This is a genomic window from Thiorhodococcus minor (assembly GCF_010820565.1).
GTDB lineage: Bacteria > Pseudomonadota > Gammaproteobacteria > Chromatiales > Chromatiaceae > Thiorhodococcus > Thiorhodococcus minor.
This window is the reverse complement of sequence record NZ_JAAIJQ010000049.1, coordinates 16,283-42,007: the sequence shown is the minus strand read 5'-3', so window position 1 is coordinate 42,007 and position 25,725 is coordinate 16,283. Positions and strand designations below refer to the sequence as shown.

Annotated in this window: 23 protein-coding genes; 8 read left to right on the top strand and 15 right to left on the bottom strand. The window is 65.1% G+C overall.

The features are described from left to right. Positions 1 to 451: 451 nt before the first annotated feature. Together G3446_RS16110 and G3446_RS16105 are read right to left on the bottom strand one after the other, a co-directional pair. Entirely contained in the window at positions 452 to 880 is a 429-nt protein-coding gene (locus G3446_RS16110) for a tetratricopeptide repeat protein (RefSeq protein WP_164453855.1), read from the bottom strand. Between the two features lie 89 nt (positions 881 to 969). After that, a complete protein-coding gene (locus G3446_RS16105) occupies positions 970 to 2,475 on the bottom strand; it encodes a multiheme c-type cytochrome (protein ID WP_164453854.1) in 1,506 nt (501 codons plus the stop codon). Between the two features lie 439 nt (positions 2,476 to 2,914). Here G3446_RS16105 and G3446_RS16100 point away from each other — a divergent pair, with 439 nt between their 5' ends. Together G3446_RS16100 and G3446_RS16095 are read left to right on the top strand one after the other, a co-directional pair. After that, a complete protein-coding gene (locus tag G3446_RS16100; protein WP_245232548.1) occupies positions 2,915 to 3,484 on the top strand; it encodes a c-type cytochrome in 570 nt (189 codons plus the stop codon). Positions 3,485 to 3,497: 13 nt separating this feature from the next. Next, positions 3,498 to 4,778 carry an NAD(P)/FAD-dependent oxidoreductase gene (locus G3446_RS16095; RefSeq protein WP_164453852.1) on the top strand — a complete coding sequence of 427 codons (1,281 nt, stop codon included), beginning with the start codon at positions 3,498 to 3,500 and terminating at the stop codon, positions 4,776 to 4,778. A gap of 325 nt (positions 4,779 to 5,103) precedes the next feature. Here the strand turns inward: G3446_RS16095 and G3446_RS16090 are convergent, their stop codons facing one another. The 8 genes from G3446_RS16090 to G3446_RS16055 form a co-directional block, all read right to left on the bottom strand. Further along, positions 5,104 to 5,406, bottom strand: coding sequence for a hypothetical protein (locus G3446_RS16090; protein WP_164453827.1), 303 nt, complete (start codon positions 5,404 to 5,406; stop codon positions 5,104 to 5,106). After that, positions 5,403 to 6,113 carry a hypothetical protein gene (locus G3446_RS16085; protein ID WP_164453851.1) on the bottom strand — a complete coding sequence of 237 codons (711 nt, stop codon included), beginning with the start codon at positions 6,111 to 6,113 and terminating at the stop codon, positions 5,403 to 5,405. Before G3446_RS16085 ends, G3446_RS16090 begins: the two co-directional genes overlap by 4 nt. Further along, the gene (locus G3446_RS16080; protein ID WP_164453850.1) at positions 6,110 to 6,748 is read right to left on the bottom strand and encodes a transcriptional regulator; all 639 of its coding nucleotides are present in this window, start codon (positions 6,746 to 6,748) and stop codon (positions 6,110 to 6,112) included. Before G3446_RS16080 ends, G3446_RS16085 begins: the two co-directional genes overlap by 4 nt. Before the next feature lie 226 nt (positions 6,749 to 6,974). After that, entirely contained in the window at positions 6,975 to 8,405 is a 1,431-nt protein-coding gene (locus G3446_RS16075; RefSeq protein WP_209262463.1) for a type I restriction-modification enzyme R subunit C-terminal domain-containing protein, read from the bottom strand. Positions 8,406 to 8,537: 132 nt separating this feature from the next. Continuing rightward, entirely contained in the window at positions 8,538 to 9,068 is a 531-nt protein-coding gene (locus G3446_RS16070; RefSeq protein ID WP_164453849.1) for a hypothetical protein, read from the bottom strand. A 24-nt stretch (positions 9,069 to 9,092) separates the two neighbouring features. Next, positions 9,093 to 10,454: a paraquat-inducible protein A gene (locus G3446_RS16065; RefSeq protein WP_164453848.1), complete on the bottom strand. Its 1,362-nt coding sequence runs from the start codon at positions 10,452 to 10,454 to the stop codon at positions 9,093 to 9,095. A 139-nt stretch (positions 10,455 to 10,593) separates the two neighbouring features. Next, on the bottom strand, positions 10,594 to 14,169 hold the full coding sequence (gene dnaE / locus G3446_RS16060) for a DNA polymerase III subunit alpha (RefSeq protein WP_164453847.1): 3,576 nt from the start codon (positions 14,167 to 14,169) through the stop codon (positions 10,594 to 10,596). A gap of 419 nt (positions 14,170 to 14,588) precedes the next feature. After that, positions 14,589 to 14,996 (bottom strand): peroxiredoxin family protein, encoded by a 408-nt coding sequence (locus G3446_RS16055; RefSeq protein WP_245232547.1) that lies wholly within the window; start codon positions 14,994 to 14,996, stop codon positions 14,589 to 14,591. A 445-nt stretch (positions 14,997 to 15,441) separates the two neighbouring features. Here G3446_RS16055 and G3446_RS16050 point away from each other — a divergent pair, with 445 nt between their 5' ends. Continuing rightward, positions 15,442 to 16,797, top strand: a complete 1,356-nt coding sequence (locus tag G3446_RS16050; RefSeq protein ID WP_164453845.1) for a YhjD/YihY/BrkB family envelope integrity protein — start codon at positions 15,442 to 15,444, stop codon at positions 16,795 to 16,797. 25 nt (positions 16,798 to 16,822) lie between these two features. Here G3446_RS16050 and G3446_RS16045 read toward each other — a convergent pair whose 3' ends face one another. The 3 genes from G3446_RS16045 to G3446_RS16035 form a co-directional block, all read right to left on the bottom strand. Then, complete coding sequence (locus tag G3446_RS16045; RefSeq protein WP_164453844.1) at positions 16,823 to 17,785, bottom strand: alpha-E domain-containing protein; 963 nt, start codon at positions 17,783 to 17,785, stop codon at positions 16,823 to 16,825. Between the two features lie 34 nt (positions 17,786 to 17,819). Beyond that, positions 17,820 to 19,280, bottom strand: coding sequence for a circularly permuted type 2 ATP-grasp protein (locus tag G3446_RS16040; RefSeq protein WP_164453843.1), 1,461 nt, complete (start codon positions 19,278 to 19,280; stop codon positions 17,820 to 17,822). A gap of 161 nt (positions 19,281 to 19,441) precedes the next feature. Next, on the bottom strand, positions 19,442 to 19,936 hold the full coding sequence (locus G3446_RS16035) for an ATP-dependent zinc protease family protein (protein ID WP_164453842.1): 495 nt from the start codon (positions 19,934 to 19,936) through the stop codon (positions 19,442 to 19,444). A 173-nt stretch (positions 19,937 to 20,109) separates the two neighbouring features. Here G3446_RS16035 and G3446_RS16030 point away from each other — a divergent pair, with 173 nt between their 5' ends. Beyond that, positions 20,110 to 20,778 carry a hypothetical protein gene (locus G3446_RS16030; protein ID WP_245232546.1) on the top strand — a complete coding sequence of 223 codons (669 nt, stop codon included), beginning with the start codon at positions 20,110 to 20,112 and terminating at the stop codon, positions 20,776 to 20,778. Positions 20,779 to 20,818: 40 nt separating this feature from the next. Here the strand turns inward: G3446_RS16030 and msrB are convergent, their stop codons facing one another. Beyond that, on the bottom strand, positions 20,819 to 21,220 hold the full coding sequence (msrB, locus tag G3446_RS16025; RefSeq protein WP_164453841.1) for a peptide-methionine (R)-S-oxide reductase MsrB: 402 nt from the start codon (positions 21,218 to 21,220) through the stop codon (positions 20,819 to 20,821). 149 nt (positions 21,221 to 21,369) lie between these two features. Between msrB and G3446_RS16020 the strand changes: the two genes are divergently transcribed. The 4 genes from G3446_RS16020 to G3446_RS16005 all read left to right on the top strand — a co-directional run bounded on the left by G3446_RS16020 (position 21,370) and on the right by G3446_RS16005 (position 24,375). Further along, positions 21,370 to 22,566 (top strand): pyridoxal-phosphate-dependent aminotransferase family protein, encoded by a 1,197-nt coding sequence (locus tag G3446_RS16020; protein WP_164453840.1) that lies wholly within the window; start codon positions 21,370 to 21,372, stop codon positions 22,564 to 22,566. Between the two features lie 12 nt (positions 22,567 to 22,578). Continuing rightward, positions 22,579 to 23,196 carry a thioredoxin domain-containing protein gene (locus tag G3446_RS16015; RefSeq protein ID WP_164453839.1) on the top strand — a complete coding sequence of 206 codons (618 nt, stop codon included), beginning with the start codon at positions 22,579 to 22,581 and terminating at the stop codon, positions 23,194 to 23,196. Further along, positions 23,193 to 24,077, top strand: coding sequence for an archaetidylserine decarboxylase (gene asd, locus G3446_RS16010; protein ID WP_164453838.1), 885 nt, complete (start codon positions 23,193 to 23,195; stop codon positions 24,075 to 24,077). The genes G3446_RS16015 and asd overlap by 4 nt, the downstream gene beginning before the upstream one ends. Positions 24,078 to 24,174: 97 nt before the next feature. After that, a complete protein-coding gene (locus tag G3446_RS16005; protein WP_245232545.1) occupies positions 24,175 to 24,375 on the top strand; it encodes a Fe-S-cluster oxidoreductase in 201 nt (66 codons plus the stop codon). 719 nt (positions 24,376 to 25,094) lie between these two features. On the opposite strand, the gene G3446_RS16000 is transcribed toward G3446_RS16005, so the two are convergent. Then, positions 25,095 to 25,694, bottom strand: a complete 600-nt coding sequence (locus tag G3446_RS16000) for a Uma2 family endonuclease (RefSeq protein WP_164453836.1) — start codon at positions 25,692 to 25,694, stop codon at positions 25,095 to 25,097. Between the last annotated feature and the right edge of the window lie 31 nt (positions 25,695 to 25,725).

Sequence of the window (25,725 nt, the reverse complement as noted above, 5' to 3'; positions counted from 1 at the left end):
GTCGCGGTCGATCAGAGCGGCGCGACCGGCGGCTTCAACATCAATAGCAGCAGCCAGACGCAGAACGGCATCAGCGGTCAGGTCTCTCTGTTCTAAGGCTCAAGTGAGCCTGAGCAATGCTGACAAAGACGGGGGCTTCGGCCCCCGTTCGCCTTGCCCAAGCGGTCAGTCGACGGAGCGCGAGCGAATAGCCAGCCAGGCGTGACTTGGAAACAACCTGATCTGGCTCCGGCGCGGCCTCACATCCGTTTGACTACCGGTTCGCGGGGTGAGGCGGATGCGATTCAGCCGGCGTCGTTGCCGTAGATCACCTGTTTGAAGGCGGGCTGCCAGCGGATGGAGTTGGCGGACGCGCGGGGCCTCTGTGGCTGACACCCTTGGCGAGCGGCCGTCGCCGGAGAAGATCGGAAGACGCCCTGGTGCGCCGGGAGCGCCCGACACAATCGCAGGCCTAGTCGCCCGCCGCCTGGGCGGTGCGCGCGTCGATCCAGGCAATCACCGAATCGACCTCACCCGCCTTCTTGGGCGCAATCGCCTTGGCCTCTTCCAGGGCGGCGCGCGCAAGGCTGTAGCGACCGAGATGGAGCTCCGCGACGGCCATGCCGACGAAGGCATCGGCGTTGCGGGCATCGAGGGCGATGGCCTGGCGAAATCGCGCGATGGCCGCCGGCTGATCTTGCTTGAGGAGCAAGGCGCCGCCGAGCCGGGTGCGTGCGAGCGCCGAGTCGGCATCCAGCTCGACCGCGCGCTCGAGGATGACGGCGGCGGCGTCGATCTCGCCGGCCTGCAGCTTGGCTTCGCCCTCGCGGACCAGATCGCCGACATCAGCGGCGGAGACTGGGATCGCGATGAGCATGAGCAGCACGAAAAGGAGTCGCATCTTTGTGCACCTATCGTCGGGCAAGTCTGTGTTGACCCTCGGGAGACCGCGAGGCGCCAGCCCCCCGACTGGCGCCTCGCGCGTACCCCCTACTTCAACGCCCCCTTGCCATACCTGGCCTCGAAGCCCTTGCGGACGTTATCGAGCTGCTCCTTGCTCATGCCGTTGAAGTACCAGTCGTGGCCTTCGTTGGCCGCGAAGTGCTTCTCCAGCAGGGCTTCGGCGAACTTCTCGTTGCCGTCCTTCTTGTGCACCACCTCCTTGAGCTCCGGGATCCACTCGAAGTAGGTATTCTTGGCCACGTCATAGATGCCGTGCCACCAGGTGTAGTCCGGGCCGTTCATGGAGGCGCCATGCCGAGCGCGGCGGCCCTCGTGGTGCCAGATCTCCCACCAGACCCACTCGATCTTGTCGTCGAAGGGCGCCGGGGTGATGTAGCCGCCTTCCTTCAGCTCGGCCATGGCGCCAGCGATCGGCTTGGCGAACTTCTCGTTGTAGAGCTCCACAACGTCGTCGAACTGCTTGTAATGGCCCTCGATCACACTGGTCGAGTGACAGCCGAAACAGACACCCTCCATCTGGGAGCGGCGGTCTTTCCAGGTCATCACCTCGATCACGGTCGAGCCCTTGGCGGCATCACCCACCTTGGGGATCTCCTTGCCCTCCGGGACGTCGAACTCGTCGCCGTTCTCGAGCCGGACCAGGTTGATCTTGGTCGAGATGGGCGGGCGCAGCGTCCATGAGATACGCTCGCCGACATTGTGCGTCTTGCGGATACCTGGCGCCGCGCTCATGTGGCAGGTCGCGCAGGTCGGCGCCGCGCTGTAGTCGACGCCGGCAACCCACTTGTCGGACTCCAGGTTCATCTCATCGACCTTGGCGTGATAGATGATGCCGTGTTTGGACTCGTTGTAGATCTCGATCTGCGGGTGGTCGGGACCGACGTGGCACTTGCCGCAGGTGTCCGGTGTGCGTGCCTGGGCGCGGGAGAAGCGATGGCGGCCGTGGCAGGCCGTGCAGGAGCCGAGACTGCCGTCCGGGTTGATGCGCCCGATGCCGGTATTCGGCCAACTGCCGGGGGTCGGGCGGCCCTTGTCCTTGCCCTCGGTGATGAACTCGAGCTCAGACCCATGACATTGACGGCAGCCGGCGTTCACCGCCGCGGGGCCGCCGACGACCTCACCGAGGAGATTGTCCAAGGACGCGAGAATCTGTCCGCCCTTGGCGTGGTGGGAGCCGTCCATCTCCTCGAACTCGACCTTGTGACAGTTCGAGCAGTCCTTGGGCGTGACCACGATGGAGATGAGTGCGTCTTCGTGGGCGAAGCCGTCGATGTCACCCTCCTTCGCCTCATGGCAATCCAGGCAGGTCACGCCCGCCTGGCCGTGCTGGCTGTTGTTCCACTCCCAGTAGAGTCCCGGGCTCTCGGTCATGTGGCAGTCGACGCATTCCTGTCCACGCGGATCTCCCCAGTCCACGCCCAGCTCTCCGCCCGGGCGGGCCGCCTGAACGCTGGCTGCCATGGCCAGTAGACCCAAAGCGATGGCTAGCTCGAACAGCTTGCTCGAGCCGAACTCTCGCGGCTGTCGCTTCATAACGCACTCCTGATTTCGTTCTTGGCTGCTCGTGCGCCGAGACAGACCCCTTCGAATCCGCTGGCGCACCCACAGGACGCTGTGTCCCCAACCTTCGGGAGGAGCACCCCGGCAAGGCACCGGCGGCCCATCTCTCCCCCACCTGCGGGACACGCGAACGACATGCGTCTCCCGTGCACAGACCGGACAGCATGGCCTGCGCCGCTCTCCATCGCGCAACGCCCTCAAGTTGCCCAGAGAACCGGCGGTCGGCCTTGATTTACCTCAAATCTAGCGAGCCGATCGCGACTCCCTGCGTCGGCTCGGCGAACTTGATCGAAATCAAGGTCCTGACCGGAGACGTCAGTGAGAGTCGGGGCAAACGAGAAACCTCGGCAGGACGGCCGTGCGCCTGCCGTCCAGAGGACCCACCCGAAGGAGAAGCCTGATGAGACTCCGCATGTCATCAACCCTGCTCGCGGTCGGTCTGACGCTGAGCTCCGCCGCCGCGGCCGAAGGGGTGCGCTCCGCCAGCATGCTCGCGAACACCTGCGCCGGCTGTCACAGCACCCATGGCGCGAGCGCCGGAGAGCAGATGCCGACCATCGGCGGCATGGACAACGGCTATCTCTACGATGTGCTGCGCGACTACAAGACGGGGGTCAGAGGCTCGACCATCATGGGCCGCATCATGCGCGGCTACACGGATCGGGAGATCCACGCCATCGCCGCCTACTTCGCCGCTCAGCCCTGGGTCTCGACGGATCGCGTCGCGGTCGCCACGGACCTGCACATCGCCAGGGACATCCACGCGCGTCAGTGCGAGACCTGCCATGAGGACGGCGGCCGCGAGCAGGAAGACAAGTCACCCCGTCTCGCCGGTCAGTGGGCCGGCTATCTCGAATACGCCCTGGAGGCCTGCCGCGAGATCGGCCACCGCTGCCGCCCGCGCAAGATGGGCGAGCGCGTCATGGAGCTTTCCGATGCGGAGATCGCGGCGCTTGCGCGCTTCTACGAGAGCGAGAAATAGGGGGACGATGGCGATGACTGATCTTGGACGCAGGGCCTTTCTCAAGACCTCCGCGCTGGCCGCGAGCGCGGCTTTGTTGACGTCGCCTGCCCGACGGGTCCACGCGGCACCCAAGGCGCGTGTGGTGGTCGTCGGCGGCGGCTTCGGCGGCGCCATCGCGGCCAAGTATCTGCAGATGGCGGATCCGGAGATCCGCGTCACCCTGGTCGAAAAGGAGCCCGTCTTTCGCTCCTGCCCCATGAGCAATGAGGTCCTGAGCGGCGACCGCAGCCTGGACGCACTGACCTTCGATTTCCGCGGCCTCACCCGGCGCGGCATCGCCATCATGCAGGACGAGATCACTGAGATCGATGCGGAGCAGCACTTCGTGCGCGGCAGCAGCGGCAATCGCTACAACTATGACAAGCTGATCCTCTCGCCCGGGGTCAGCTTCCGCTGGGACGCCATCGAGGGTCTCACCGAGGAAGTCGCCGAGCGCTTCCCGCACGCCTGGAAGGCCGGCCCGCAGACGCTCAAGCTGCGCCAGCAGCTCGAGGCCATGGACGACGGCGGCGTCTTCATCATCTCCGCGCCGCCCAACCCCTTCCGCTGCCCGCCCGGCCCTTACGAGCGCGCGGCCCAGGTCGCCCACTACTTCAAGCAGCACAAGCCCAAGTCGAAGATCATCATCCTCGACGCCAAGGACGCCTTCTCCAAGCAAGGGCTCTTCCAGGCGGGCTGGAAGCAGCACTATGGAGACATGATCGAATGGGTGTCCGGCGCCGCCGGCGGCATCGTCGAGGCCATCGACCCGAAGACGGGGGCCTTGATCGGCACGGTCGAAGACTTCCACGGCAATGTGGTGAGCCCCATCCCGCCACAGCGCGCCGGTGCGCTGGCGGTCAGCGCGGGTCTGACGGACGCGTCCGGCTGGTGCCCCGTCGATCAAAAGACCTTTGCCTCGACCCTGCACCCAGACATCCACGTCATCGGGGACTCCTGCATCGCCGGTGTCATGCCCAAGTCCGGCTACTCGGCGAATTCCCAGGGAAAGGTCTGCGCCGCCGCCATCGCCGCTGAGATCGCCGGACAGGCCGCTCCCGAGCCGTCCTATGTCAACACCTGCTACAGCCTCATCACGCCGGATCATGGCATTTCAGTGGCTGGTGTCTATGACTTGGAGGACGGACAGATCGTCGGCATCGAAGGTGCCGGGGGCCTGTCCCCCATGGATGCCGATGCACGCACCCGTGCCATCGAAGCACGATTCGCACACGATTGGTTCAGGAACATCACAGCGGATATGTTTGGCTGAGGCGAACGCGCGCGGCCCCGCAACATGAGCCTTGGACAAGCCTGCGAAATCGGCGGGCCTTGGGAGCACGTCGCCCGAGCATAGCCGGATCAGCGCTCGCGCCTTGGCGGAGTGGATCCCAGGGTGGCGGGAGACAAACGTTCAGCTGGGACGAACGCGCGCTGCTCCAGCTCATGAGAGGTCTGCCTTCGTCCGCCCTGCGCTCGAGAGCTGTTCGCGCGGTGTATCGCGCCGCAGGGCCACCCGCTCGCCACCCATGGCCTCGCCGAGGTGATCCGCCAAGCCTACAAGCCTACGCCCGCGCCAGGCTCACAAGACACAGTGCTCAGCGGTGCTGAGCCGATGCGCCTGAAGTTTTGCGGTCGATTTCCTTGGATCCAAGCTGGTCCCGCCGAGCGTTAACCTGGCTCTCTGGCTCTGTAACTGTTAATGGCCACCTAAACTGATCCAGCCACGGCCACTTATCTTGACCCACTTGAGGGTGACCAGTCTCACGGCATCCTGCTTGAGCTCTTTCGTGTACTTCTTGCAGCACCAGCTCGGTGACGTAGTTGGAGTAGTTGATGCCGTCGTCGCGCAGGACGTCGCAGAGGCTCCAGAGCTTTTGGACGATGTGGTTGTCGGTCATGGGCGGTCGTGCTCGTTTTCTTGGGCGATACGCCGCCAGCGCTCCCAGACGATGTCGGCGCGGCCAGGGTCGGTGATGTTTCCGGCGATGGCGTAGTCGAAGTCTGGATGCCGCAGCAGGCAGGCGAATTCTTGGGCGATAGAGGTACTGACGTCCTGGTCCGCTGCGGCGATCTCGTCACCGAGCGCCTTGCGTCCGTCCACCAGGGTGAGGATGTCTTCCAGGTCGTGACTGCGCAGGGGATCGTCGTTGCCACGGCCCTTGAATGCATCCAGCTTGGTGGCGACGAAGTAGACGGGATCGAGCAGGTTGATGCAAAGGTCATGGTCCAGCCGGTATGGCTGCGAGGTCTCCAGTGCCCGGCGGTACCAGCGATTGGTGAAGCCCAGGATGCTGGCATCAGTGGGCATGAAGTCGACGATGAGCTCGTCGAGGCGCATCCGGCAAATGATGTCGTCCTCCGGGGACTCGCGGAATCCGCATTGGCGCAGCCGGTCCTGGATCCTGGCCCAATGCCCGCGCCCGTCGGTGCCGACGATGAGATCGACGTCCAGCGTATAGCGAATGCCTTGTCGCGCAATGGGATCGTTCAGCAGGAGCGCCGTGGTGGAGCCGCCGACGAAGGGCATGCGCTCGAGCAGGTCCGGCGGCAAGGCCCGAGCGACCCGCAGGAGCATGTCGCGTTGCTGTCGCTCGATGTCACTCATCGCGGCTGCAGCAGCATTTCGAGGATGCGGGCGGCCTCGGACTGCTCGCGCGGCCGACCGAGGCGTATGGCATCGATCAACGCCAGCATGGTGTAGAGCTGGGCATCTTGCCTGACGGCCTTGGGCACGGAGCGGTAGAGGGGGGCGATGGTCTGCCCGGAGGCGGTGCCCAGCGGGTCGGGCCACACCCATTGCTCGGCCCCGGCAACGGCCCCGCGCAGCACCGGAGCCGCGAATCCGGTCGGAATACCCCGCACCACCCTCGCGGGTGTCGCGGGGAACACGTATTTGAGACCGTGGAGGATGAATTGAAGCAAGGCACTGACGTTGGCTTGCGGCAAGCCGTCCGAGCGCGAGCGCATGGCCAGACCCACGGCCATGGACCGGCGCAATGATTGGCTGACCTCGCTCTTGCTCAGATTCAGGGAGGCTTCGAGACCGCGAATGGTCAGTGCCCGCTCGGGCGCTTTCGCCTGATCCAGGTCCTCGATGACAGTGCCATCCTCTTGCTCCCAGCCTTGCCAGTCGTGCGGCAAGGGTCCCAGCTGAGCCTGGCTCCGGGCGAGCTGTTGCTGGGCGCACGGCTGGCGTTGCGTCACGAGCTTGAGCAGCAGCACGATGTCTTGACTCTTCATGGCGAGGGGCTGGGTAGGCGTCGCGTTCGCTGTTCGCGAACAAAGGACATTTGTACGCCTTGTACCGATCAATTCAAGGAGGTGGCCATCGACAATGTCCCTATGTGCCGACGTCGCCCGCAAGTGGGCTCCTAAGGTGATCGCCGCGTAGGAGCCCGCTTGAGGGCGACTTTGGCCGTTGGTGCTCAGGCACGGACGAGGCGCAAGAAACCCTTGACGCACCCAGTCAGGCCGGTTGCTGCCAGAGATGATCGGCAATCTCATCCAGTACCTCATCGAGCCGGTTACCGAGCACCTTGTCGAGCTGCTTCGCGCCGCCCTTGTCGGCAAAGCGCGCATTGACGAACCCGCGCTCGATGATGACCTCGAAGGCCAGCTGCTTGGCCAGCCGCTCCAGCCATTTGCGTTGCACGGGCGTCCAGGCATGGGAGGCGTAGATGCCTTCCATGGCGCGGGCGACGCGTTGCTCGAAGGGGATCAGCGCCTCGCCCAAAGCGGCTTGGCGAATGTGGCCGATGATGCTGGCGGCGATGTCCTGGTTGCTTTGGTTGCGCCAGGCGGTCTTGAGCTTGGCTTCGGAGAATCCGTTCTGGTCCAACAGCAGGCGCACGTCCTTGAGCTGCTCGCGGGTCAGGTCGCGCGGACGGTTGACGACGACGGCCAGGGCGGCGGACTGGTTCAGCTGGTCCCTGATGAAGGCATTGAAGCTTTCGAGATAATCCTCGGGCTTGGCGTGATCGCCGTAGCTCTGATCGCGGACCAGCAGCTCGTCCTTGTGGTCCGAGATGAGGGGGTATCTCTCGGTGCCGAGCAGAGTGTTGACCTCGGCGAGCTGCTGGACCAGGTTGGCGTGTGTCTTGACGAAGTCTCCGGCCTGACGCGGGCCGAGCTGATGCAGTTGCTGGTGCAGCTTGCCAGGCTCGACACCCCAGAGCTGCTCCAGCTCCTTCAGCTTGGCCCGGATGTCTTCACGCCGCTCGGCTCGGCTGTCGGCTTTGCGCAGTATCCGCATCATCTTTTGGGAGAGCGCAGCCAGGACGTCGTCGGCATGGCTGCTGTCCGGCTGACTGCCGGGGGCGTCGAGGCTTCTCGGGTCCAGGAGCTCCCGAATCAGTTGCTCGACCGTAACGCCGGGATCCTTGACCAGTGGTTTCATGGTGCTGACATCGCGGAGCGCGGCGTAGATGTCTACCGGGTCGTAGATCTTGAAGACGGTCTTGCCGATGTCGTCGCAGCGACGCGTGGCGCGGCCCAGCATCTGCTCGTAGAGAATGCGTGAGCGGACGCGGCGCAGGAACACCAGATGGCAAATGGCCGGCACGTCGATGCCGGTGGTGAGCAGGTCCACTGTGATGGCGATGCTGGGGTAGCGCTCGTTCTTGTAGCGGCGGATGAGCGCGTCCACCTTGTCGCTCGCGCCGGTGATCTTCCGGACCGATGCCTCGTTGTAGGCGTCGCCCCAGAGGTCCTTGAAGGCCGCGTCCAGCAGACGCTCGACCATGTCCGCATGCAGATCCGTGGCGCAGAAAATCAGGGCCTTCTCGTGGGCGACTCGCCCGAAGAGCGGAGGGTGAGGTCGGAGTCGGGGCAATCTCGACTGGTGGCAGGCGAAGACCACATCCTCGCGCGCGCCTTTCGCAATCTCAAGGCCGTTCAACGAGTGATCCGTCCGGCTTGTCACAAGAACGATGAGCGCATTCGCAGCCACGTCCTTCCCTGCATGCTAGCCCATGAGCTGCAATAACATCATTAGCAAGGGGTTTCCGCATTCTTGCCGGGGGGAATCGGACTAGGGCGTCGTCCCGGATTCGCAGGGCACGAAGAAGTCGTTCGTCAGCGCCTCGCGGCATTGGGCTTCGATGCTGCTGTCGGACAGAGGGGTGGGCTTGCCTTTCAGCTCTTCCTTGGCCAGATCGACGAGCTCGTTGGCCAGGCGGCAGGGCTCGGCGAGGCTGCAGCGGAAATCCTTTCCGCAGACGCGATCGACCAGCTGGTAGCAGGCCGAGGAGCCAGGTAGCAGGGTGACGGGCGTGCTGGGCTCCCAGGCGTCGAGCATGCCTTGGCTCGGGATCGCCGTGCCGTCGCGGACGATGACCACTGAGCCATCCTCCAGCCGATGGACACCGTCCCAAAGCGGCGCTCGCTGCCCCTGATCCGTGCGCCAGGCGCGATGCGTCGAGGGGTCGACCTCGATCCGCGATCCGTCCTGCAGGGTCCCGGTCCATTCCGCGCCGACCACAAGGCCGATCGACAGCAAGAGGGCGCTGCCACCGAGCACAGCCGCGCCAAGACACCGCCTGTACGACTTGAGCGAAGACACGACCAGCCTCCGATATCTCCTCAATCAGCTTGGATGGGTCTCACCGAAATGCCTCTCCAGCGTAGCCGATAAGAAGAGACTTGCCAGCACGAAGCCGAGGAAGAGGTAGAAGCCAGGCTCCAGCGCCGTGCCATTGGTGGTCAGAATCTGCGTCCCGAGCGCGGTGGCGGACGCGCCGCCGTCATCCGCCCCCCGTGTGAGGCTCCTAAGCTGGCTGCCGATGAGTCCGTCGAAGCCGAGATAGGCCATGAAGATGGCGATGACCAGGACGTCCGCCATGGACCACTTGCCGGAGCGCAAGGCGAAGAAGCGCACCAGGGCCGAGCTTCGCGACCGGCGCAGGTCGAAGTAATAGAGGTAGGTGGTCATTACCTTGATGGCGGGGAAGATCACACTGAAGAGGGTGATGAGCACGGCCACCAGCAGCATGTCCGCGGCCCTGGTCTCGACCAGGATGCGCACGACCTCGAAGATGCTCTTGGTCTGGAAGTAGAGGACCTGATTCGTGAAGACGATGGGCTCGTCCAAGAAGGTCAGCTGCAGCTCGGTGATGCTGGCCTGGATCTCGATCATGGGTGTGAGAATGCCGCCCAACAGCAGGATCACGGTGGCGCCGGTCAGGAGGAAGAGCTTGAAGGGATCGAAGCCCGCTCGCCCAGCCGCGCCTTCCCCGTCTGCGCCCTTGGCCCGGCCCGATATGCACAGCAGAAAGAGCAGCAGGATCAGAGCGAAGAGGATCGCCAGCCGCTGCCGCAGGGGTCCTTCATCGGCGTCGATTCGGGTTTCGAGCGTCGTGGTGCAGCTGTCCCGGTCGGCGCAGCCATAGCGCTGCATGAGCGCATTCAGCGCCGAGCGATCCACCTTGGCGAAGGTCGCGTCCGAGGTCTGGCGGATGAGCTTGGTCAACTGCGCCTTGATCTCCTCCTTGACCTCGGGCTTGCTGAGCTGGTCGACCACGATCTCGGCGTACTGGGGCACCTGCCGCCTCAGCTTGCGGAAGTCGATCAGCATGTCTTGCAAACCCTGCTGCAGCGCGCCCTGCAGCTGGTCCATCCAGCTCCCGCCGCTCCTGAGGTTGCGTCGGCGCAGATAGCGCTCGATCTCGGTGAGCATGGTATCCAGGACCTGCTCGACCGCCTTGACCACCTGGGGGCGGTTCTCCTCGGTCAGGTCGAGCTCGCTCACCCGCTTCTCGATGACCGCTGAGATCCGATCGACCCACTCGTCCGCGTCCAGCAGTCCGTAGCGGACGTGATGGACCTCGGCGAGATCGGTCTTGAGGACCTTGATGCGGTTGAGGTCCGTAACGAGCTGCACCGTCAGGACGGCTGCCGCGACGAAGAAGGCGACGGCGACGACCCGCCGGGCGATGAAGACGGCGCTCATATGGTCCAGGGCCTCCTGCAGGTCAGTCTCAAAGCGCTGTCAGCTCCCAGCCTCCAGCGGCCAGTTTTGCGCCTACGCGACGCATTCAGACCCTTTGCGATCTTGGTGCGCTTGGCGGCTCAACCCGAGCTTCTGGATTTCAGGAAACCGCCATCAGGGCCGGCTCCCGCATCTCCGGCGCTGGCGCAGCCAACGCCGGGCGCTCGTAGGAGACGCGCACGCAGTCCGGCCCGAGCAGCTTGCGCAGTCGCTTGAGCAGGGAGTCCGCCGGCTGGACGCGCCAGTCGCTGCCCAGCATCAGCTCACCCTGGGCGCCCGGCCGGCGATAGGTCAGGCGGATGGGCGTATCGCCCTCGCGAAAGGCCGAGAGGGCCTCTCTCAGGGCGGCGAGCTTCGCCCTGCCCTGGGCATGCGCCTCGGCGTCCGAGAGATCGAGGATGAGCTGGAGGTGATCCGCGCTGGATTCCCGCGCCTCCTCGAAGGTGCGGATGCTGTCGGCCCGCACCGACCAGGCGTCACGATACTCGTCGAAGTTGAGGCTGCCGGTTACGCTGAGGATCTGGTCCGGCACCAGGAGCTGGCGCGTCTGCTCGTAGAGCTCGGAAAAGACGGCGGCCTCGATGCGGCCGGTGCGGTCATCGAGCACGATCGAGCCCATGCGCCCGCGCTGCGTCTTGCCGTGACGCACGCTGACGACCAGCCCGATGACGGTGCGCTTCTCCCGATCGCGGCGGTCGCGTCGCCCCAGATCGCGATCGGACTCCAGGAGCTTCGCGATGCGCATGCCGGACATGGCATTCAGCTCCGCGTCGTAGCGGTCGATCGGATGGCCGGTGAGGTAGAGGCCGAGGGTCTCTTTCTCACCCTGCAGACGCTGCTCGTCCTCCCAGTCCGCCTTGACCTCGCCGACCAGCTGCGGATCCGGTGCCGGGGCCGCGGTCGGCTCGAGCGCGCCGAAGAGATCGGCCTGTCCTGCCGCCTTGGTGGCGTTGTACTGCTCGGCCGCCTTGAGCGCCAGCGGCAGGTGGGCCATGAGGGTGGCGCGGTTGGGGCCGAGCTCGTCGAGGGCACCGGCGCGGATCAGGGCCTCGAGCACGCGGCGATTGACCTTGTGCAGATCGATGCGGCAGCAGAAGTCCCAGAGATCGCGGAAGGGGCCGCCCTCCTCCCGTGCCTGGATCATGGCCTCGATGGCGGACTCGCCGACGCCCTTGATGGCGCCCATGCCGTAGATGACGGTGCGCTCATCGGCGATGGTGAACTGGTAGGCGGAGCGGTTGATGGCCGGCGGCTCCACCTGGAGCTTCATCTCCCGGCACTCGTCGATCAGGGTGACGACCTTGTCGGTATTGTCCATATCCGCGCTCAGCACCGCGGCCATGAAGGCCGCCGGATAGTGCGCCTTGAGCCAGAGCGTCTGGTAGCTGACCAGGGCGTAGGCGGCGGAGTGGGACTTGTTGAAGCCGTAGCCGGCAAACTTGTCCATCAGATCGAAGATGTAGGTGGCGGTGTCCGGATCGACGCCCCGCTTGCCCGAGCCCTCCATGAAGATGGCGCGCTGCTTGTCCATCTCGGACTGCTTCTTCTTGCCCATGGCGCGACGCAGGAGGTCCGCGCCGCCAAGCGAATAGCCGGCCAGCACCTGGGCGATCTGCATGACCTGCTCTTGGTAGAGGATGATCCCGTAGGTCGGCTTGAGGATGGGCTCGAGATCCGGGTGCGGATAGGCGACGTCCGCGCGGCCGTGCTTGCGGTCGATGAAGTCGTCCACCATGCCGGACTGCAGCGGACCGGGCCGGAACAGGGCCACGAGCGCCGTGATGTCGCCGAAGCTATCCGGCTGGAGCTTCTTGATCAGCTCCTTCATGCCGCGCGACTCCAGCTGGAAGACGGCGGTCGTCTCGCAGCGCTTGAGGAGCGCGAAGGCGTCGTCGTCGTGCGGGTCGATGAGGTTGATGTCGATCGGCGGCTCGCCCTGCGTCGCGCGGACGTCGTTGATCGTCTCGAGCGCCCAATCGATGATGGTCAGGGTGCGCAGCCCCAGGAAGTCGAACTTGACCAGGCCGACCTGCTCGACGTCGTCCTTGTCGTACTGGGTCACCAGGTTCTCGCCACCGGGCTCGCAGTAGAGAGGCGCGAAGTCGGTCAGGACGGTCGGCGCGATGACCACGCCACCGGCATGCTTGCCGGCGTTGCGCGTCAGCCCTTCCAGCTTGAGCGCCATGTCGATGATGGCGTGCACCTCTTCGTCGTCATCATAGGCGCGCTTGAGGTCCTCGCTCTCCTGCAAGGCCTTGTCGAGCGTCATGCCCAGCTCGAAGGGCACCATCTTGGCGATCTTGTCGACGAAGCCGTAGGGATGGCCCATGACGCGCCCGACGTCGCGCACCACGGCCTTGGCCGCCATGGTGCCGAAGGTGATGATCTGGGAGACGGCGTCGCGCCCGTATTTGCGCGCCACATAGTCGATGACGCGGTCGCGCCCCTCCATGCAGAAGTCGACGTCGAAGTCGGGCATGGAGACGCGCTCGGGGTTCAAGAAGCGCTCGAACAGCAGGTCGTGCTCGATGGGATCCAGATCTGTGATCTTGAGCGCGTAGGCGACCAGGGACCCGGCACCCGAGCCACGTCCCGGCCCCACGGGGATGCCGTTGTCCTTGGCCCACTGGATGAAGTCCGCGACGATGAGGAAGTAGCCGGGGAAGCCCATCTGCAGGATGACGTCGAGCTCGATCTGCAGCCGTTCGTCGTAGACCTTGCGCTTCTCGGCGAAGTCGGGGGCATCGCGGTCGAAGGTGCGATCCAGTCGCCACTCGAGCCCCTTGCGCGATTCCTCCGCGAAGAAGCTCTCGGTGGTCATGCCCTCGGGCACCGGGAAGACGGGCAGATAGTTGTCGCCCAGCTTCAGCTCGAGGTTGCAGCGCTTGGCGATCTCGACCGAGCTCTCCAAGGCCTCCGGCAGATCCGCGAAGAGCTCGGCCATCTCCTCGGGCGTGCGCAGGTACTGCTCCTCGCTATAGTCGCGGGGACGGCGCGGGTCGTCCAGGGTGCGGCCCTGGTTGATGCAGACGCGGGCCTCATGGGCCTCGAAGTCGGAGGCCGCGATGAAGCGCACGTCGTTGGTCGCGACCACGGGCACGCCGCGACGAATGGCGAGATCGACGCTCGACTCGATCAGCTCCGCCTCATGCTCGCGCCCGGTGCGGATCAGCTCCAGGTAGTAGCGGTCGCCGAAGGCCTTCAGCCAAGGGTCCAGCACCTGATCGACGAGCTCCGGCCGCCCCTTCAGGAGCGCCTGCGCCACCTCGCCGCGCGGCCCGCCGGAAAGGGCGATCAGCCCCGCGCTCGCCTCCAGGATCCAGTCGCGCTCGACCAGGGGGATGCCGAGGCGCTGACCTTCGACATAGCTGCGCGAGATGAGCCTGGTCAGATTGAGGTAGCCATCCGCGCTCTGCACGAGCAGCACCAGCCGATGCGGCTGGTTGGGATCTTCCGGATTGCGGACCCAGAGATCCGCCCCGGCGATGGGCTTGAGCCCGGCACCGACCGCGGCCTTGTAGAAGCGCACCAGCGAGAAGAGATTGCCCTGGTCGGTGACCGCAACCGCCGGCGTTCCAGCCGCCGCGGCGGCCTTGACGAGCGGCTTGATCCGGACCAGTCCATCGACCAGCGAATACTCGGAATGGAGATGCAGATGAACGAAGCTCGGATTCACGAATGCCCTGTGAGACTGAATGGATTTGACTGGGCTGACCCAGCACGGCTGGCTAGTCTAACCAGTGCGCCGCGCTCTGCAGATACGGAAAAATCCATCGAAGCCTCGGGACGGATAGGCGAGCTTGTTAGCCAGACGGGATATGAGATCAAATGGCTTTTGAAACAGTCACTTGAGAGATCAAGCGACGAGCGAGACGGAGACGCGCAGATGACCGAAAGCCTGGCTTTGTCAAGCCCTTTTCGACACCCCTGGCGCCGCTCGAGCGCACCCTCTGGAGGAGCAAGGCCGTGGCCGGCTCGGACAGCAGCATTCATCAAGAAGGCGCCTCGGGACGCGCGCCAATCAGCGCCCAATTCCGCTTCGCGCCCTTTGCGCCTTGGGGCTCGATCCACCTTGGCTCGAGCCAGCTCGCAGGATCACTTCAAGCGACGCACCCGCTCGAGGACCTCGGGGTGATCCCAAGCCAGCTCGCCCGAGGCACGCAACGCCAGGCGACCCTGGGCGTCGATGACGAAGGTCGTGGGCAGCCCCCGCATCGGATACGCCTGCGTGACACTGGTATCCGTATCGATCGGGAGTGGAAGATCGAGCTTGAAGTCCTGCCGAAAGCGATCGACCGTCTCCGGGTCCTCGCCGACGTTGATCGCCAGGACGCCGATGCCGTCCTGCGCAAGCTGCTCATGGGCACGCTGCAGCGATGGCATCTCGGCCCGGCAGGGCGGACACCAGGTCGCCCAGAAGTTCAGGATGAGGGGTGCTCCGCGATAGTCGGCCAGCCGGTGGACGCTGCCGTCCGGCGCGCTCAGCTCGAACTCCGCTGCCATGGGCCTTCCCGGAACTCGCATCAGCTCGCCCGCTAGGGCTTGAAGATCGAGCAGAAGTGTCGCGAAGAGCGCAAGGATGGCTCTGAGAGCAAGAGTCGTTGTGAGTCGCTTCGAGAACGTCATTGCGATGGGTCCTTCTGGTAAAGCCGCCACGCGTAGAGCTGCCCGGGGATCTGCCGCCGTGCACCGGCACCAGCGCTTGGACGGCGGCATTCCGAAAACGCCTGAGTCTCGGGGGAGAGCCCTTGGTGGCGCGAGCGGCGCATTGACAGCAGGCAAGTGCCCGATTTTCCCCGCTGAAGGCTGAGGGCTGGATGCCGACGGCTCAACCGAGGATGAACACCCATCCGGGATCCCACCAGCGCCGAAGCTGAGGCCAAAAATCTCGCTGCGGCGCTGTCCATGTCACAATTGAGCAACCACGCGTCGAGCCATACTGGAAGCCATGGACCGCACCCCTGCCCTCTCCAAACGCCTCAATGATCTGCTCTGGGGCTCGGACCTCCAACAGCTTCCGCCCTGGCGGGCCAGGCTCCTCTGGATGGGGCGCCTACTCTACGCAGTGACGCGGGACCTGACCCAGGACAACCTGTCCCTGCACGCCATGAGCCTGGTCTACACCACGCTGCTCTCCCTGGTGCCGCTGCTCGCCGTGAGCTTCTCCGTGCTCAAGGGCTTTGGCGTCCACAATCAGGTCGAGCCCTTGCTGATGGGCTTCCTCGAGCCGCTTGGAGCATCCGCCCAGGAGATCACGCAGCGCCTGATCAGCTTTGTGGACAACATGAGGGTCGGCGTGCTGGGGTCGGTCGGCTTGGCCGTGCTGCTCTACACGGTCATCTCGCTGATCCAGAAGATCGAGGGGGCCTTCAACTACGCCTGGCGCGTGACCGAGATCCGCCCCCTGGGGCAGAGATTCACCCAATACCTCAGCGTGCTCCTGATCGGACCCGTGCTCTTCTTCTCAGCGGTCGGCCTATCCGCCTCGCTGGGAAGCAGCACCTTCGTGCAGTCCGTCATGCACATGACGCCCATGAGCAAGCTGATCGAGATCACAGGCGTCCTCGCGCCCTATGTGATGATCTCGCTGACCTTCGCCTTCGTCTATCTGTTCGTGCCCAATACGCGCGTCCGCATCCCCTCTGCGCTGATCGGCGCCTTCCTCGCCGGTCTGCTGTGGGAGGTCGTCGGCGGGGTCTTTTCCAACTTCATGGCCGGCTCCACCAGGTACATGGCAATCTACTCCAGCCTGGCCATCCTGGTGCTCTTCATGATCTGGGTCTATCTGGGCTGGCTCATCCTGCTCATCGGCGCCAGCGTGGCCTTCTATCACCAGCATCCGGAATATCTGACAATCGAGAGCCGCGAGCTGCGCCTCAGCAACCGGCTGCGCGAGCGCTTGGCCTTGTCGATCGCCGCGGAGATCACGCACCGCCACTTGACCGGTGAGCCGCCTTGGGACTGCGAGCTGCTGTCCAAGCGCATCCAGTTGCCGGACGAAAATATCCGACACATTCTCGGCATGCTGGAAGACGCCGGCTATATCCTTCGGACCCTGCCCCAGGGCATGGAGCAACCCGCCTTCGTGCTGTCACGCGCGCCCGAGGGCATTCCTGTCATGGAGCTGCTCGAGCAGGTGCGCAGCCATGAGGAAACCAGGTCGGGCTTTCGCGAGGCGTCGCCTGAGCCAGGTGTGGCCCGGGTCGAATCCGCGATCGAAACGGCACTCTCCGACGCCCTCGAGGGGTTGACGCTGAAGGACCTCGCGGCCGGTCTGGATGCACCATCCAAGCCGCGGACCTGAGCGGCAGGATCAGCAAGCCGCTGGCTCAGCCCTGGCTCTGCGACTGCGATTGGGCTTCGGGCGGCGGCGGGAACCAGGTCTTGGCGATCTCGTCGTGAAGCTCGCCGACGCAGACCTGGAGCTCGTCGATGAAGGCATGCAGCTGCTGATGACTCAGGCGCCCCGGCACCACGGCCTCCAGGTTGCGCTTGAAGCGGCCGTGGACGCGCAGCGGACCCTCGTTCCTGGGGAGCTTCTCCATGCTCGCTCGCACCGTATCTAGACAGTGGCCGACCGAGCGGGGAAAGGCATCGTGCTGCAGCAGGAAGCGCAGCACCGCCCCGCGCTGCACCCGAATCTGCTCGCTGCGCCTGTAGGCCTGATAGCCGGTCAGCGACTTGAGGACGCTGACCCACTGGATCGTCTCATAGGGGCGCAGCTCGGTGGCCTCGGCTGGCAGGAGGCTGGCCGAGCGCACGTCGATGATGCGCGTCGTCATGTCCGCGCGCTCCAGGAAGCGCCCCACATGGATGAAGTCGTACCCTTGATCATGCAGCATGGTCCCGGAGAGCATGCCAGTCATGGTCTGGATGCTCTGGACGATGTGCTTGAGATAGCTATGCCGCCCGCCCTTGGTGAGCCCCTTCTGCAGCTGCTCGCGCGCATGGAGGAAGAGCTCGTTGAGCAGCTCCCAGGCCTCGCGCGGGACGAAGTCGCGAATGGTGCGGCAGTTCTCGCGGGCGGCCTCCAGCGAATAGAGAATGGAGCCAGAGTGGCGCTCGTCGCCGATCAGGAACTTCAGCACCTGGCGCTCACCGTAATCCTTGTAATGCTCCTCGAAGAGCGTGTTGGCGCCCGTGATATCGACCAAGGGGCGCCAGCCGGGCGCGATGCCCTTGGGCAGGTCCATCAGCAGATTGGCGTTCACGGTGACGATACGCGCGGTGTTCTCCGCACGCTCGACATAGCGCGACAGCCAATAGATGTTTTCCGCAACACGCGACAGCATCGAATCCGCTCCGTTAGATCAGTGGGCGTCTCGCCTAGTTGGCCTCGGACTGCTCGGGCAGGATCCAGGTGTCCTTGCTGCCGCCGCCCTGAGAGGAGTTGACGACCAAAGAGCCCTTGCGCAGCGCAACCCGCGTGAGACCGCCCATGGTCACCTGCTGCCGATCGGCCGAGAGGATGAAGGGACGCAGATCCACATGGCGTGGCTCCAGCTTGTGGCCGATGATGGTCGGCACCGTCGAGAGCTTGAGCGCGGGCTGGGCGATGTAGTTGCGTGGGTCCTTCTTGACCAGCTCCGCGAACTTCTCCCGCTCGCTCTTGGTCGAGGCGGGTCCGACCAGCATGCCATACCCTCCCGACTCGTTGGCGGGCTTCACCACCAGCTCCTCCATGTGCGCCAGGGTGTAGGCGAGCGCGTCCGGCTCCATGCAGCGGTAGGTGGGCACATTGGGGATGATGGGGTCCGCGTCCAGGTAGTACTTGATGATCTCGGGGACGAAGGCGTAGACGACCTTGTCGTCCGCGACGCCCGCCCCAGGCGCGTTCGCCAAGGCGACGTTGCCCGCCTTCCAGGCCCGCAGCAGACCAGGCACGCCAAGGGCGGACTCTGGCAGGAAGGCCTCGGGATCCAGGAAGAGGTCGTCGATCCGTCGGTAGATGACATCCACGCGCGCCGCGCCGTCGACGGTGCGCATGTAGACGCAGTCATGGTCGTCGACGAAGAGATCCCGCCCCTCGACCAGCTCGCAGCCCATCTGCTGCGCCAGATAGGCATGCTCGAAGTAGGCCGAGTTGTAGATGCCCGGCGTCATGACCACGACCTCCGGATAGTCCGCCGGCCGCGGCGACAGGGCCGCCAGGGTGTCGAAGAGCTGCGAGGGATAGTCGTCGACCGGCAGTGGCGCATAGTGCTCGAACAGCTCCGGAAAGACGCGCTTGGTCACCAGGCGGTTCTCGAGCATGTAGGAAACGCCGGAGGGCACCCTGAGGTTGTCCTCGAGCACATAGATGGTACCGTCCCCGTCGCGCACCAGGTCGGACCCGCAGATGTGGGCCCAGGTCTGCAGCGGCGGGTCGATGCCGACGCACTGAGGCCGGAAGTTCACCGACTTGGCCAGCACCTCGGCCGGGAAGAGCCCGTCCTTGATGATGCGCTGATCGTGGTAGAGATCGTCGATGAAGAGGTTGAGCGCTTGGACGCGCTGCTTGAGCCCCGCCTCGACACGCTCCCATTCGGACTGCGGGATGATGCGGGGGATGATGTCGAAGGGCCAGGTTCGATCGATGGTGCCGCCTTCCTCGGAATAGACCGTGAAGGTGATGCCCATCTCCTTGATGGCCACGTCGGCGGCCTCTTGCCGTGCGACCAGCTCATCGGGCCCCAGCTCCTCCAGGTCGGCCAGCAAGCCCTCGACCGCCTCGCGCCCCTTGCCCGGGGCCGCCACCAGCTCGTCGTAGAAGTCGTCGCAGGGATAATCGTTCCAGTCGATGCGCATGGTCTATCGCTCAGAAGCTCGCTGCCGGCCGGGGATGCCGCGCGCCCCGCAGCAGCCGCTCCCAGCAGCCCCAAGCGCGTCGCGATCATCAGTTGAGAAACAGTATGCTGGAGCGCGGCACGCAAAGTCTATCCCGCCCCGCGAGCGCCGCAGCCCGGCGCTTAGGGGTCGCTCGGCGCCCCGGCACCATAGGCCTCCCAGGGGTGTCGGATCCGCCCGGCTAGGAAGGACTGCCCCGGATCGACGACGGCGTTGCCAGCGATTGCCGTGCGGCCCAGCAGCATGCGGAACAGCATGGTCTCGCGATTGGTCAGAGTCAGCTCGATCGGCCACTGCAGCTGCCCCAGCGCCACGGCCGTATGGATGACATAGCGCTCCTCGCGGTGCCCGCCCGAATCGCTCACCTTGCGCTGGTCGACGACCGGCGCCTCTGCATGCACGACGATGTCGCTGCGATGCTGCACAGGGTGGACCCCAAAGCGCGCATACAGCTGCCCCTGACGCCGAAAGGTGTCGACGTAGAAGGCGTGAAGTGTCGAGGTGCGCGCCCCCGTATCCACCTTGGCCTTGATACAGGGGATGCCGAGCGCGGGCAGTGCGAGCCACTCGCGCCAGCCGAGCACGGCCTGCGAGGGCGCTGTCTTTTCGTTATTCATGGCGACGCGCAATCTAACCCAGGATCCTGACGCCGGTCACCACTCTATCTAGCCTATTTGCCGAGGCGACGCGCCGGCCAGGTGCCGAAAACGCACCATCGACGGCCCCGGCCTCGCTGCCCTAGAATCGTCAAGGAGTCAAGCCACCAACCGCGCCTCCGGCCGGAGCATCTATGCAGCGCACCGCGTTGTCACTTCTCCTCTTCCTCCTCCCAGCCATCCCGGCTGCCGCCGAGCAGGGAACGGCAAAGATCCTGGCGCCCTGGGAAGCCAACGGCCAGCTCTTTCAGGTTGCGGTGGACAAGCTCCAGTTCATCGGCACCTTCGAGGGCATCATGTACATCGAGCACGGCGACGGCCTCTTCGACACCGCGCTCTTCACCTGCCCCTCCACCCAAATCATCCATGTGCTGACCAACCAGCTGGAGGGGCACGGCTACTGCACCCTGGAGAGTCCGACGGGCGATTATGTCTATACCGAATTCAACTGCGATGGCGCACCCGGCGCCTGCAAGGGCAAGTTCACCATTACCGGAGGCACCGGGAAGCTGACGGGCATCAGGGGCGAGAGCCCGATGATCGTGCGGACGGCCCTGAGCGGCACTGCCATCGATCAGGAATCCGGCGGCACCATCTCAGCCGCCAAGGGCCTTGCCATCTGGCCGGAGATGCGCTTCGAGGTACCCGGGCAGAACGCCACCATGGGCCTCTTGGGAACCGGCCCGGAGGCGCCCGAGCCGGACAATGGACCCACGGTAGAGGACGATGGAATGGAGATCGAGATCCCGACCGAGCTGAGCGAGCCGAGCGACGGCGAGCACCAACCGGCCCCGAACCGCTAGACGGCGGGACAGATCGCCGCGCACGTCTGGGCTCACCGCATCAGTGGTCGCTGGGCTCGAACGCGAGCGACACCGAGTTGATGCAGTAGCGCAATCCGGTCGGTCGCGGGCCGTCCGGGAAGACATGCCCGAGGTGCGCCCCACAGCTCTTGCAATGCACCTCGGTGCGGTGCATCCCATGACTGCGGTCTTCCTCGGTCTCGACCACGCCGGAATCCACTGGCTCCCAGAAGCTCGGCCAGCCGCTGCCGGAGTCGAACTTCTCCTCCGAGCTGAACAGCGGATCGCCGCAGCAGCTACAGCGGTAGAGACCCGGGGACTTAAGATCATGGTATTGGCCGGTGAACGCGGGCTCGGTGCCCTTCTCCCGGCAAACGTGATATTGCTCGGGCGTCAGCTCGGCCCGCCATTCGGCATCTGACTTTTCCGCATTTCGTGTCATCTCTACCTCGCTATCGACCCTGGCTCGGGTCGGTTCTCCACTGCCTTGAGCCGCTGGTGGGCGCCACTTATACTCCGTTGCCCACTCGCGCTTCGCATTCATCCGCCCACGCCCTGCGCGGGCCGCTGACAGACCTCCGGACGGCCACCATGACCATTCGCTCCTTCAATCCGCCTCCTCGCTCCTTGATGGGGCCGGGCCCCGCCGATGTCCACCCACGGGTTCTCGCTGCATTGGCCCGCCCCACCATCGGGCATCTAGACCCAGCCTTCGTCGGCATGATGGACGAGCTGAAGACGCTGCTGCGGCAGACCTTCCGCACCCAGAATGCCTTGACGATGCCGGTCTCTGCGCCTGGCTCTGCCGGGATGGAGCTGTGCTTCGTCAACCTGGTAGAGCCAGGAGACGAAGTCGTCGTGTGCATCAACGGGGTCTTCGGCGGGCGCATGAAGGAGAACGTCGAGCGCGCCGGTGGCAAGCCCATCGTGGTGCAAGGCACCTGGGGCCGCGCCGTCGATCCCGAGCAGGTCGAGAGCGCGCTGCGGCAGCATCCGAAGGCCCGCATCCTGGCCTTCGTGCATGCCGAGACGAGCACGGGCGTTAGCTCCGACGCCAAGGCCCTAGCCGCGATCGCACGCCAGCACGACTGCCTGACCATCGTCGACACAGTCACCTCACTGGGCGGATCGCCGGTCGAGGTCGACGCCTGGGGGCTGGATGCCGTCTACTCGGGCTCGCAGAAATGTCTTTCCTGCACCCCCGGCTTGGCGCCCGTCACCTTCAGCGAGCGCTCCCTGGAAAAGGTCCGCGACCGCAAGAGCAAGGTGCAGAGCTGGTTCCTGGATCTGAACCTGGTCATGGGCTACTGGAGCGGCGAGCAGAAGCGCACCTATCACCATACGGCCCCCGTCAATGCGCTCTATGCCCTGCACGAATCCCTGGTGATGTTGTCGGAAGAAGGTCTGGAGCAGGCCTGGCAGCGCCATCGCCACCACCACCTGGCACTGCGCGCAGGCCTGGAGGCACTGGGTCTGGAGCTCATGGTCCCGGAATCTGAGCGCCTGCCGCAGCTCAACAGCGTGTCCGTCCCGGCCGGCGTCGACGAGGCCGCCCTGCGCGCGCGGCTGTTGAGCCGCTACAACCTGGAGATAGGTGCCGGCCTCGGCGACCTGGCAGGCAAGATCTGGCGTATCGGACTCATGGGCTACAGCAGCCGCCCGGCAAACATTCTGCTGTGCATCAGCGCCTTCGCGAGCGAGCTGGGGGCGATGGGCCACAATACGGATGCCAGCGCCGCGATCTCCGCTGCGCGCGCCCTGCTCGATCAGGACGCGGACTGCCGTTAGATAGCGACCGAGATGTTTCTCCGCAACCGCCACAGCCTTTGGATCCGCCTGGTCATGGTCCTGGGCGCGATGGCGCTCTTCGTGGTCGGCTACCAGTGGGGGAATCGGTATCAGCGCGGCGGTGACGAGCAGGTACGCATCAACGGCGTCCTGGTTCGACCGGTCGGCGCCATCCCCAACTTCAGCCTGCGAGACGCCTTGGGCCAGCGCTTCGATCAGAGCCATCTGGCCAAGGGCTGGACGCTCATGGCCTTCGGCGACCTGGCCCAGGCATCGGGTCAGCGGGGCGTGCAGCGCCTCATCGATGCCTACAATCGCGTCGCAGACCAGCCGAAGCTCAGGGGTAGCCTGCAGCTCGTCCTCGTCGCAACGGCTGAAGCCCCCGGCCTGGCTCGCGATTTTGCGCGGCTCTCACCGGCCCTGCATATCCTCGGTGGCGATGGCGAGGAGATCGACCGGCTCCGGGCCACGCTCGGCCTGCCGGACGATGCCGAGCCGACCCTCTTTCTCTTCGGCCCGGGCGGCTACCTAGTCGCCCTGCTTCCGGCGAGCGAGAGCGGCCAGGCGGTCGCCGAGGACCTCAAGGCGGTCTATGCGGACGCCTCCACCCTGCTTCCGGAGCAGCCATGACGCGCTCGACCAAGCCCAGCATCGGGGAGCGGCTCTTCGTCGCGCTCCAGCACCTCGTCCCTCAGCGTTGGCTCTCGGAGCAGATGTACCGGCTGGCACGCGTACAATGGCGGCCGCTCAAGGCCCTGGTCATTCGCAGCTTCGCCCGCCTCTACCGCATCGACATGAGCCTGGCGCGCGAGCCGCGCCTTTCCGCCTATCCGCACTTCAACGCCTTCTTCACCCGGGCCCTCAAACCGGAAGCGCGCCCCCTAGACACCCACCCACGTGCCGTGCTCTGCCCCGTGGATGGCGCCATCAGTCAGATCGGCCCCATCAGTGACGGCAAGCTCATCCAGGCCAAGGGGCATGACTACAGCGTGCGGGCATTGCTCGGGATCGAGCCAGACGAAACACATCCGTTCGATGGCGGCCAGTTCGCGACCATCTATCTATCGCCGAACGACTATCACCGCATCCACATGCCGCTGGCCGGCGATCTGACCCAGATGCTCCACGTACCAGGCCAGCTGTTCAGCGTCAACGCCACCACGGCACGCCTTGTCCCTGGGCTCTTCGCGCGCAACGAGCGCGTCGTCTGCCGCTTCGACACGGAGGCAGGCACCATGGGCCTCATCTTGGTGGGGGCCATCTTCGTCGGCGGCATCGAGACCCTCTGGGCGGGCGAGATCACGCCGCCACACTCCGGCCAGGACATTCAGCGCTGGGACTACTCGGACGACTGCCAGCACCTCCGCCTCGAGGCCGGCGACGAGATGGGCCGTTTCAATCTGGGCTCCACAGTTATCCTGCTCTTCCCCCCAAATCGCGTGCAGTGGGAGCCGGTACTGGTCGCCGGTCAAAAGGTCCAGCTCGGACAACGGCTCGGACTGCGGCTGTAGAAGACTGACCGAGCCAGTGAATCCAGAGCCCCTTACCTGCCGCCCCGGCTGCGCCGCCTGCTGCATCGCACCCTCGATCAGCAGCCCGATCCCCGGCATGCCGCATGGAAAGCCGGCCGGCGTAACCTGCGCTCAGCTCGACGACAACCTCGCCTGCAAGCTGTTTGGCAGCCAGCTCCGCCCCGCCGTCTGCGCCTCCTTAGCACCAAGCCTGGAGATGTGCGGATCGGATCGCGACCAGGCCTTGTCGACCCTCGAAGTGCTCGAGCAATTGACGGCCCCCAGGAGCGCCGACTAGCAGGGAGCGCTCACCCGGCGATGTCCAGGCGCTGTCAACCTGAATCGAGCTGCCAGCTTGCAGCCGCCAGCGGTGTTGTCGCTCACGCCATTCCGCCGAGTTTTCTAAAAACCATCCGCGCTGGACCGACTAGATTCCGCCACCGCCGTTTTCGGCCGAATACAGTTTGCGTCGGCGTTCTGGTTGTAGGCATCCATAAGCTGACGCTCATCGCCCCAAGGAGAGCTACTCCTACACGCGGTAAGGAGTCAGTCGAGCCTCTGGATCGAGGACAGGTCACGACTCAAAGGAGTCATCGGAGCCCCCACCGGGAAGTTCCGCTTCATGCACGGCACCGGTCATTCATCCCAGACATGAACAAGCAAGTGTCAGAGTCCATCGGCTTGCAAGGAGCGCCCCTGGGACGATGCCACCAGAGAGACAGGATTTTTTAGTGAGCTGTTTGGCCCGACTCCGGACCTACGACACCCGCCACGCCGGTGCCGCAGGACGAGAAGGATTGCCGCTCTTCAGGTGGGCGAATCCTGGAGCTCCGTCACGAAACAGTCTTGGCAAGAACAGCGGCTCAAGCGGTCGACCAAGCCAAGTCGGATCGGGTCAGCCGCTCGCGCCTTCGATGGCGGCAGCCCGCCGCGACCAGGGCGGTCGGAGCAGGCCTCGTCGCGCCGGGGCGGCGCTCCCAGGCTTTGCCTATCTGGCGCGGCGCCTTCTCGTCATCCCTATCCATCGCTGGATGCGGCGGGCAGGCCCTCGACGACGCGCTCCCAGTCGATCTCCACACAGGGACAGGCCTGGCAGGCCGCGCGACCCTGCAGCTCTGAGACTGCGGGGCGCCCGTAGGCACCGTCTTCCAGGCGATACATGGTCACAACCCGGTCGACAGGATGGACCAGCCAGTACTCCTTGACGCCGTGGCGCTCGTAGAGCAAGAGCTTGCGTACCTGATCATGACCGGCGGTCGCCGGCGACAGCACCTCAATGAGCCAATCGGGCGCGCCGCGACAGCCCTTGTCGTCCAGCTTGGACGGATCGCATACCAGGCTGATGTCCGGCTGGACCACGGTGAGGATGTCGTCGTCCGCTTCGCTCCCCTCCGGGAGCCGGACGTCGAAGGGAGCGACATTGACTTCGCAGCCGCTTCCCTCCGACACGCGAGCAATCTCACGCGCAAGCTCGAAAGTCAGCCGCTGGTGCAGCCTGCTCGGCGCGGGCGCCATGGCGTAGGCCACACCCTCGATCAGCTCGAAGCGTTGATCCTCGGGCCATCCGCGATATTCGGCGTAGGTATGCCCGACTGGACTCTGCGCAGGAAGAAGCATGTCAGGAGACTCCCTGGGATTCTTCACTCCA

What these genes read in the sequence shown, in the direction of transcription:
- G3446_RS16110 (WP_164453855.1), bottom strand. Translation starts at nt 880, where the DNA reads ATGCGACTCCTTTTCGTGCTGCTCATGCTCATCGCGATCCCAGTCTCC.
- G3446_RS16105 (WP_164453854.1), bottom strand. Translation starts at nt 2,475, where the DNA reads ATGAAGCGACAGCCGCGAGAGTTCGGCTCGAGCAAGCTGTTCGAGCTA.
- G3446_RS16100 (WP_245232548.1), top strand. Translation starts at nt 2,915, where the DNA reads ATGTCATCAACCCTGCTCGCGGTCGGTCTGACGCTGAGCTCCGCCGCC.
- G3446_RS16095 (WP_164453852.1), top strand. Translation starts at nt 3,498, where the DNA reads ATGACTGATCTTGGACGCAGGGCCTTTCTCAAGACCTCCGCGCTGGCC.
- G3446_RS16090 (WP_164453827.1), bottom strand. Translation starts at nt 5,406, where the DNA reads ATGACCGACAACCACATCGTCCAAAAGCTCTGGAGCCTCTGCGACGTC.
- G3446_RS16085 (WP_164453851.1), bottom strand. Translation starts at nt 6,113, where the DNA reads ATGAGTGACATCGAGCGACAGCAACGCGACATGCTCCTGCGGGTCGCT.
- G3446_RS16080 (WP_164453850.1), bottom strand. Translation starts at nt 6,748, where the DNA reads ATGAAGAGTCAAGACATCGTGCTGCTGCTCAAGCTCGTGACGCAACGC.
- G3446_RS16065 (WP_164453848.1), bottom strand. Translation starts at nt 10,454, where the DNA reads ATGAGCGCCGTCTTCATCGCCCGGCGGGTCGTCGCCGTCGCCTTCTTC.
- G3446_RS16055 (WP_245232547.1), bottom strand. Translation starts at nt 14,996, where the DNA reads ATGGCAGCGGAGTTCGAGCTGAGCGCGCCGGACGGCAGCGTCCACCGG.
- G3446_RS16050 (WP_164453845.1), top strand. Translation starts at nt 15,442, where the DNA reads ATGGACCGCACCCCTGCCCTCTCCAAACGCCTCAATGATCTGCTCTGG.
- G3446_RS16045 (WP_164453844.1), bottom strand. Translation starts at nt 17,785, where the DNA reads ATGCTGTCGCGTGTTGCGGAAAACATCTATTGGCTGTCGCGCTATGTC.
- G3446_RS16040 (WP_164453843.1), bottom strand. Translation starts at nt 19,280, where the DNA reads ATGCGCATCGACTGGAACGATTATCCCTGCGACGACTTCTACGACGAG.
- G3446_RS16035 (WP_164453842.1), bottom strand. Translation starts at nt 19,936, where the DNA reads ATGAATAACGAAAAGACAGCGCCCTCGCAGGCCGTGCTCGGCTGGCGC.
- G3446_RS16030 (WP_245232546.1), top strand. Translation starts at nt 20,110, where the DNA reads ATGCAGCGCACCGCGTTGTCACTTCTCCTCTTCCTCCTCCCAGCCATC.
- msrB (WP_164453841.1), bottom strand. Translation starts at nt 21,220, where the DNA reads ATGACACGAAATGCGGAAAAGTCAGATGCCGAATGGCGGGCCGAGCTG.
- G3446_RS16020 (WP_164453840.1), top strand. Translation starts at nt 21,370, where the DNA reads ATGACCATTCGCTCCTTCAATCCGCCTCCTCGCTCCTTGATGGGGCCG.
- G3446_RS16015 (WP_164453839.1), top strand. Translation starts at nt 22,579, where the DNA reads ATGTTTCTCCGCAACCGCCACAGCCTTTGGATCCGCCTGGTCATGGTC.
- asd (WP_164453838.1), top strand. Translation starts at nt 23,193, where the DNA reads ATGACGCGCTCGACCAAGCCCAGCATCGGGGAGCGGCTCTTCGTCGCG.
- G3446_RS16005 (WP_245232545.1), top strand. Translation starts at nt 24,175, where the DNA reads ATGCCGCATGGAAAGCCGGCCGGCGTAACCTGCGCTCAGCTCGACGAC.
- G3446_RS16000 (WP_164453836.1), bottom strand. Translation starts at nt 25,694, where the DNA reads ATGCTTCTTCCTGCGCAGAGTCCAGTCGGGCATACCTACGCCGAATAT.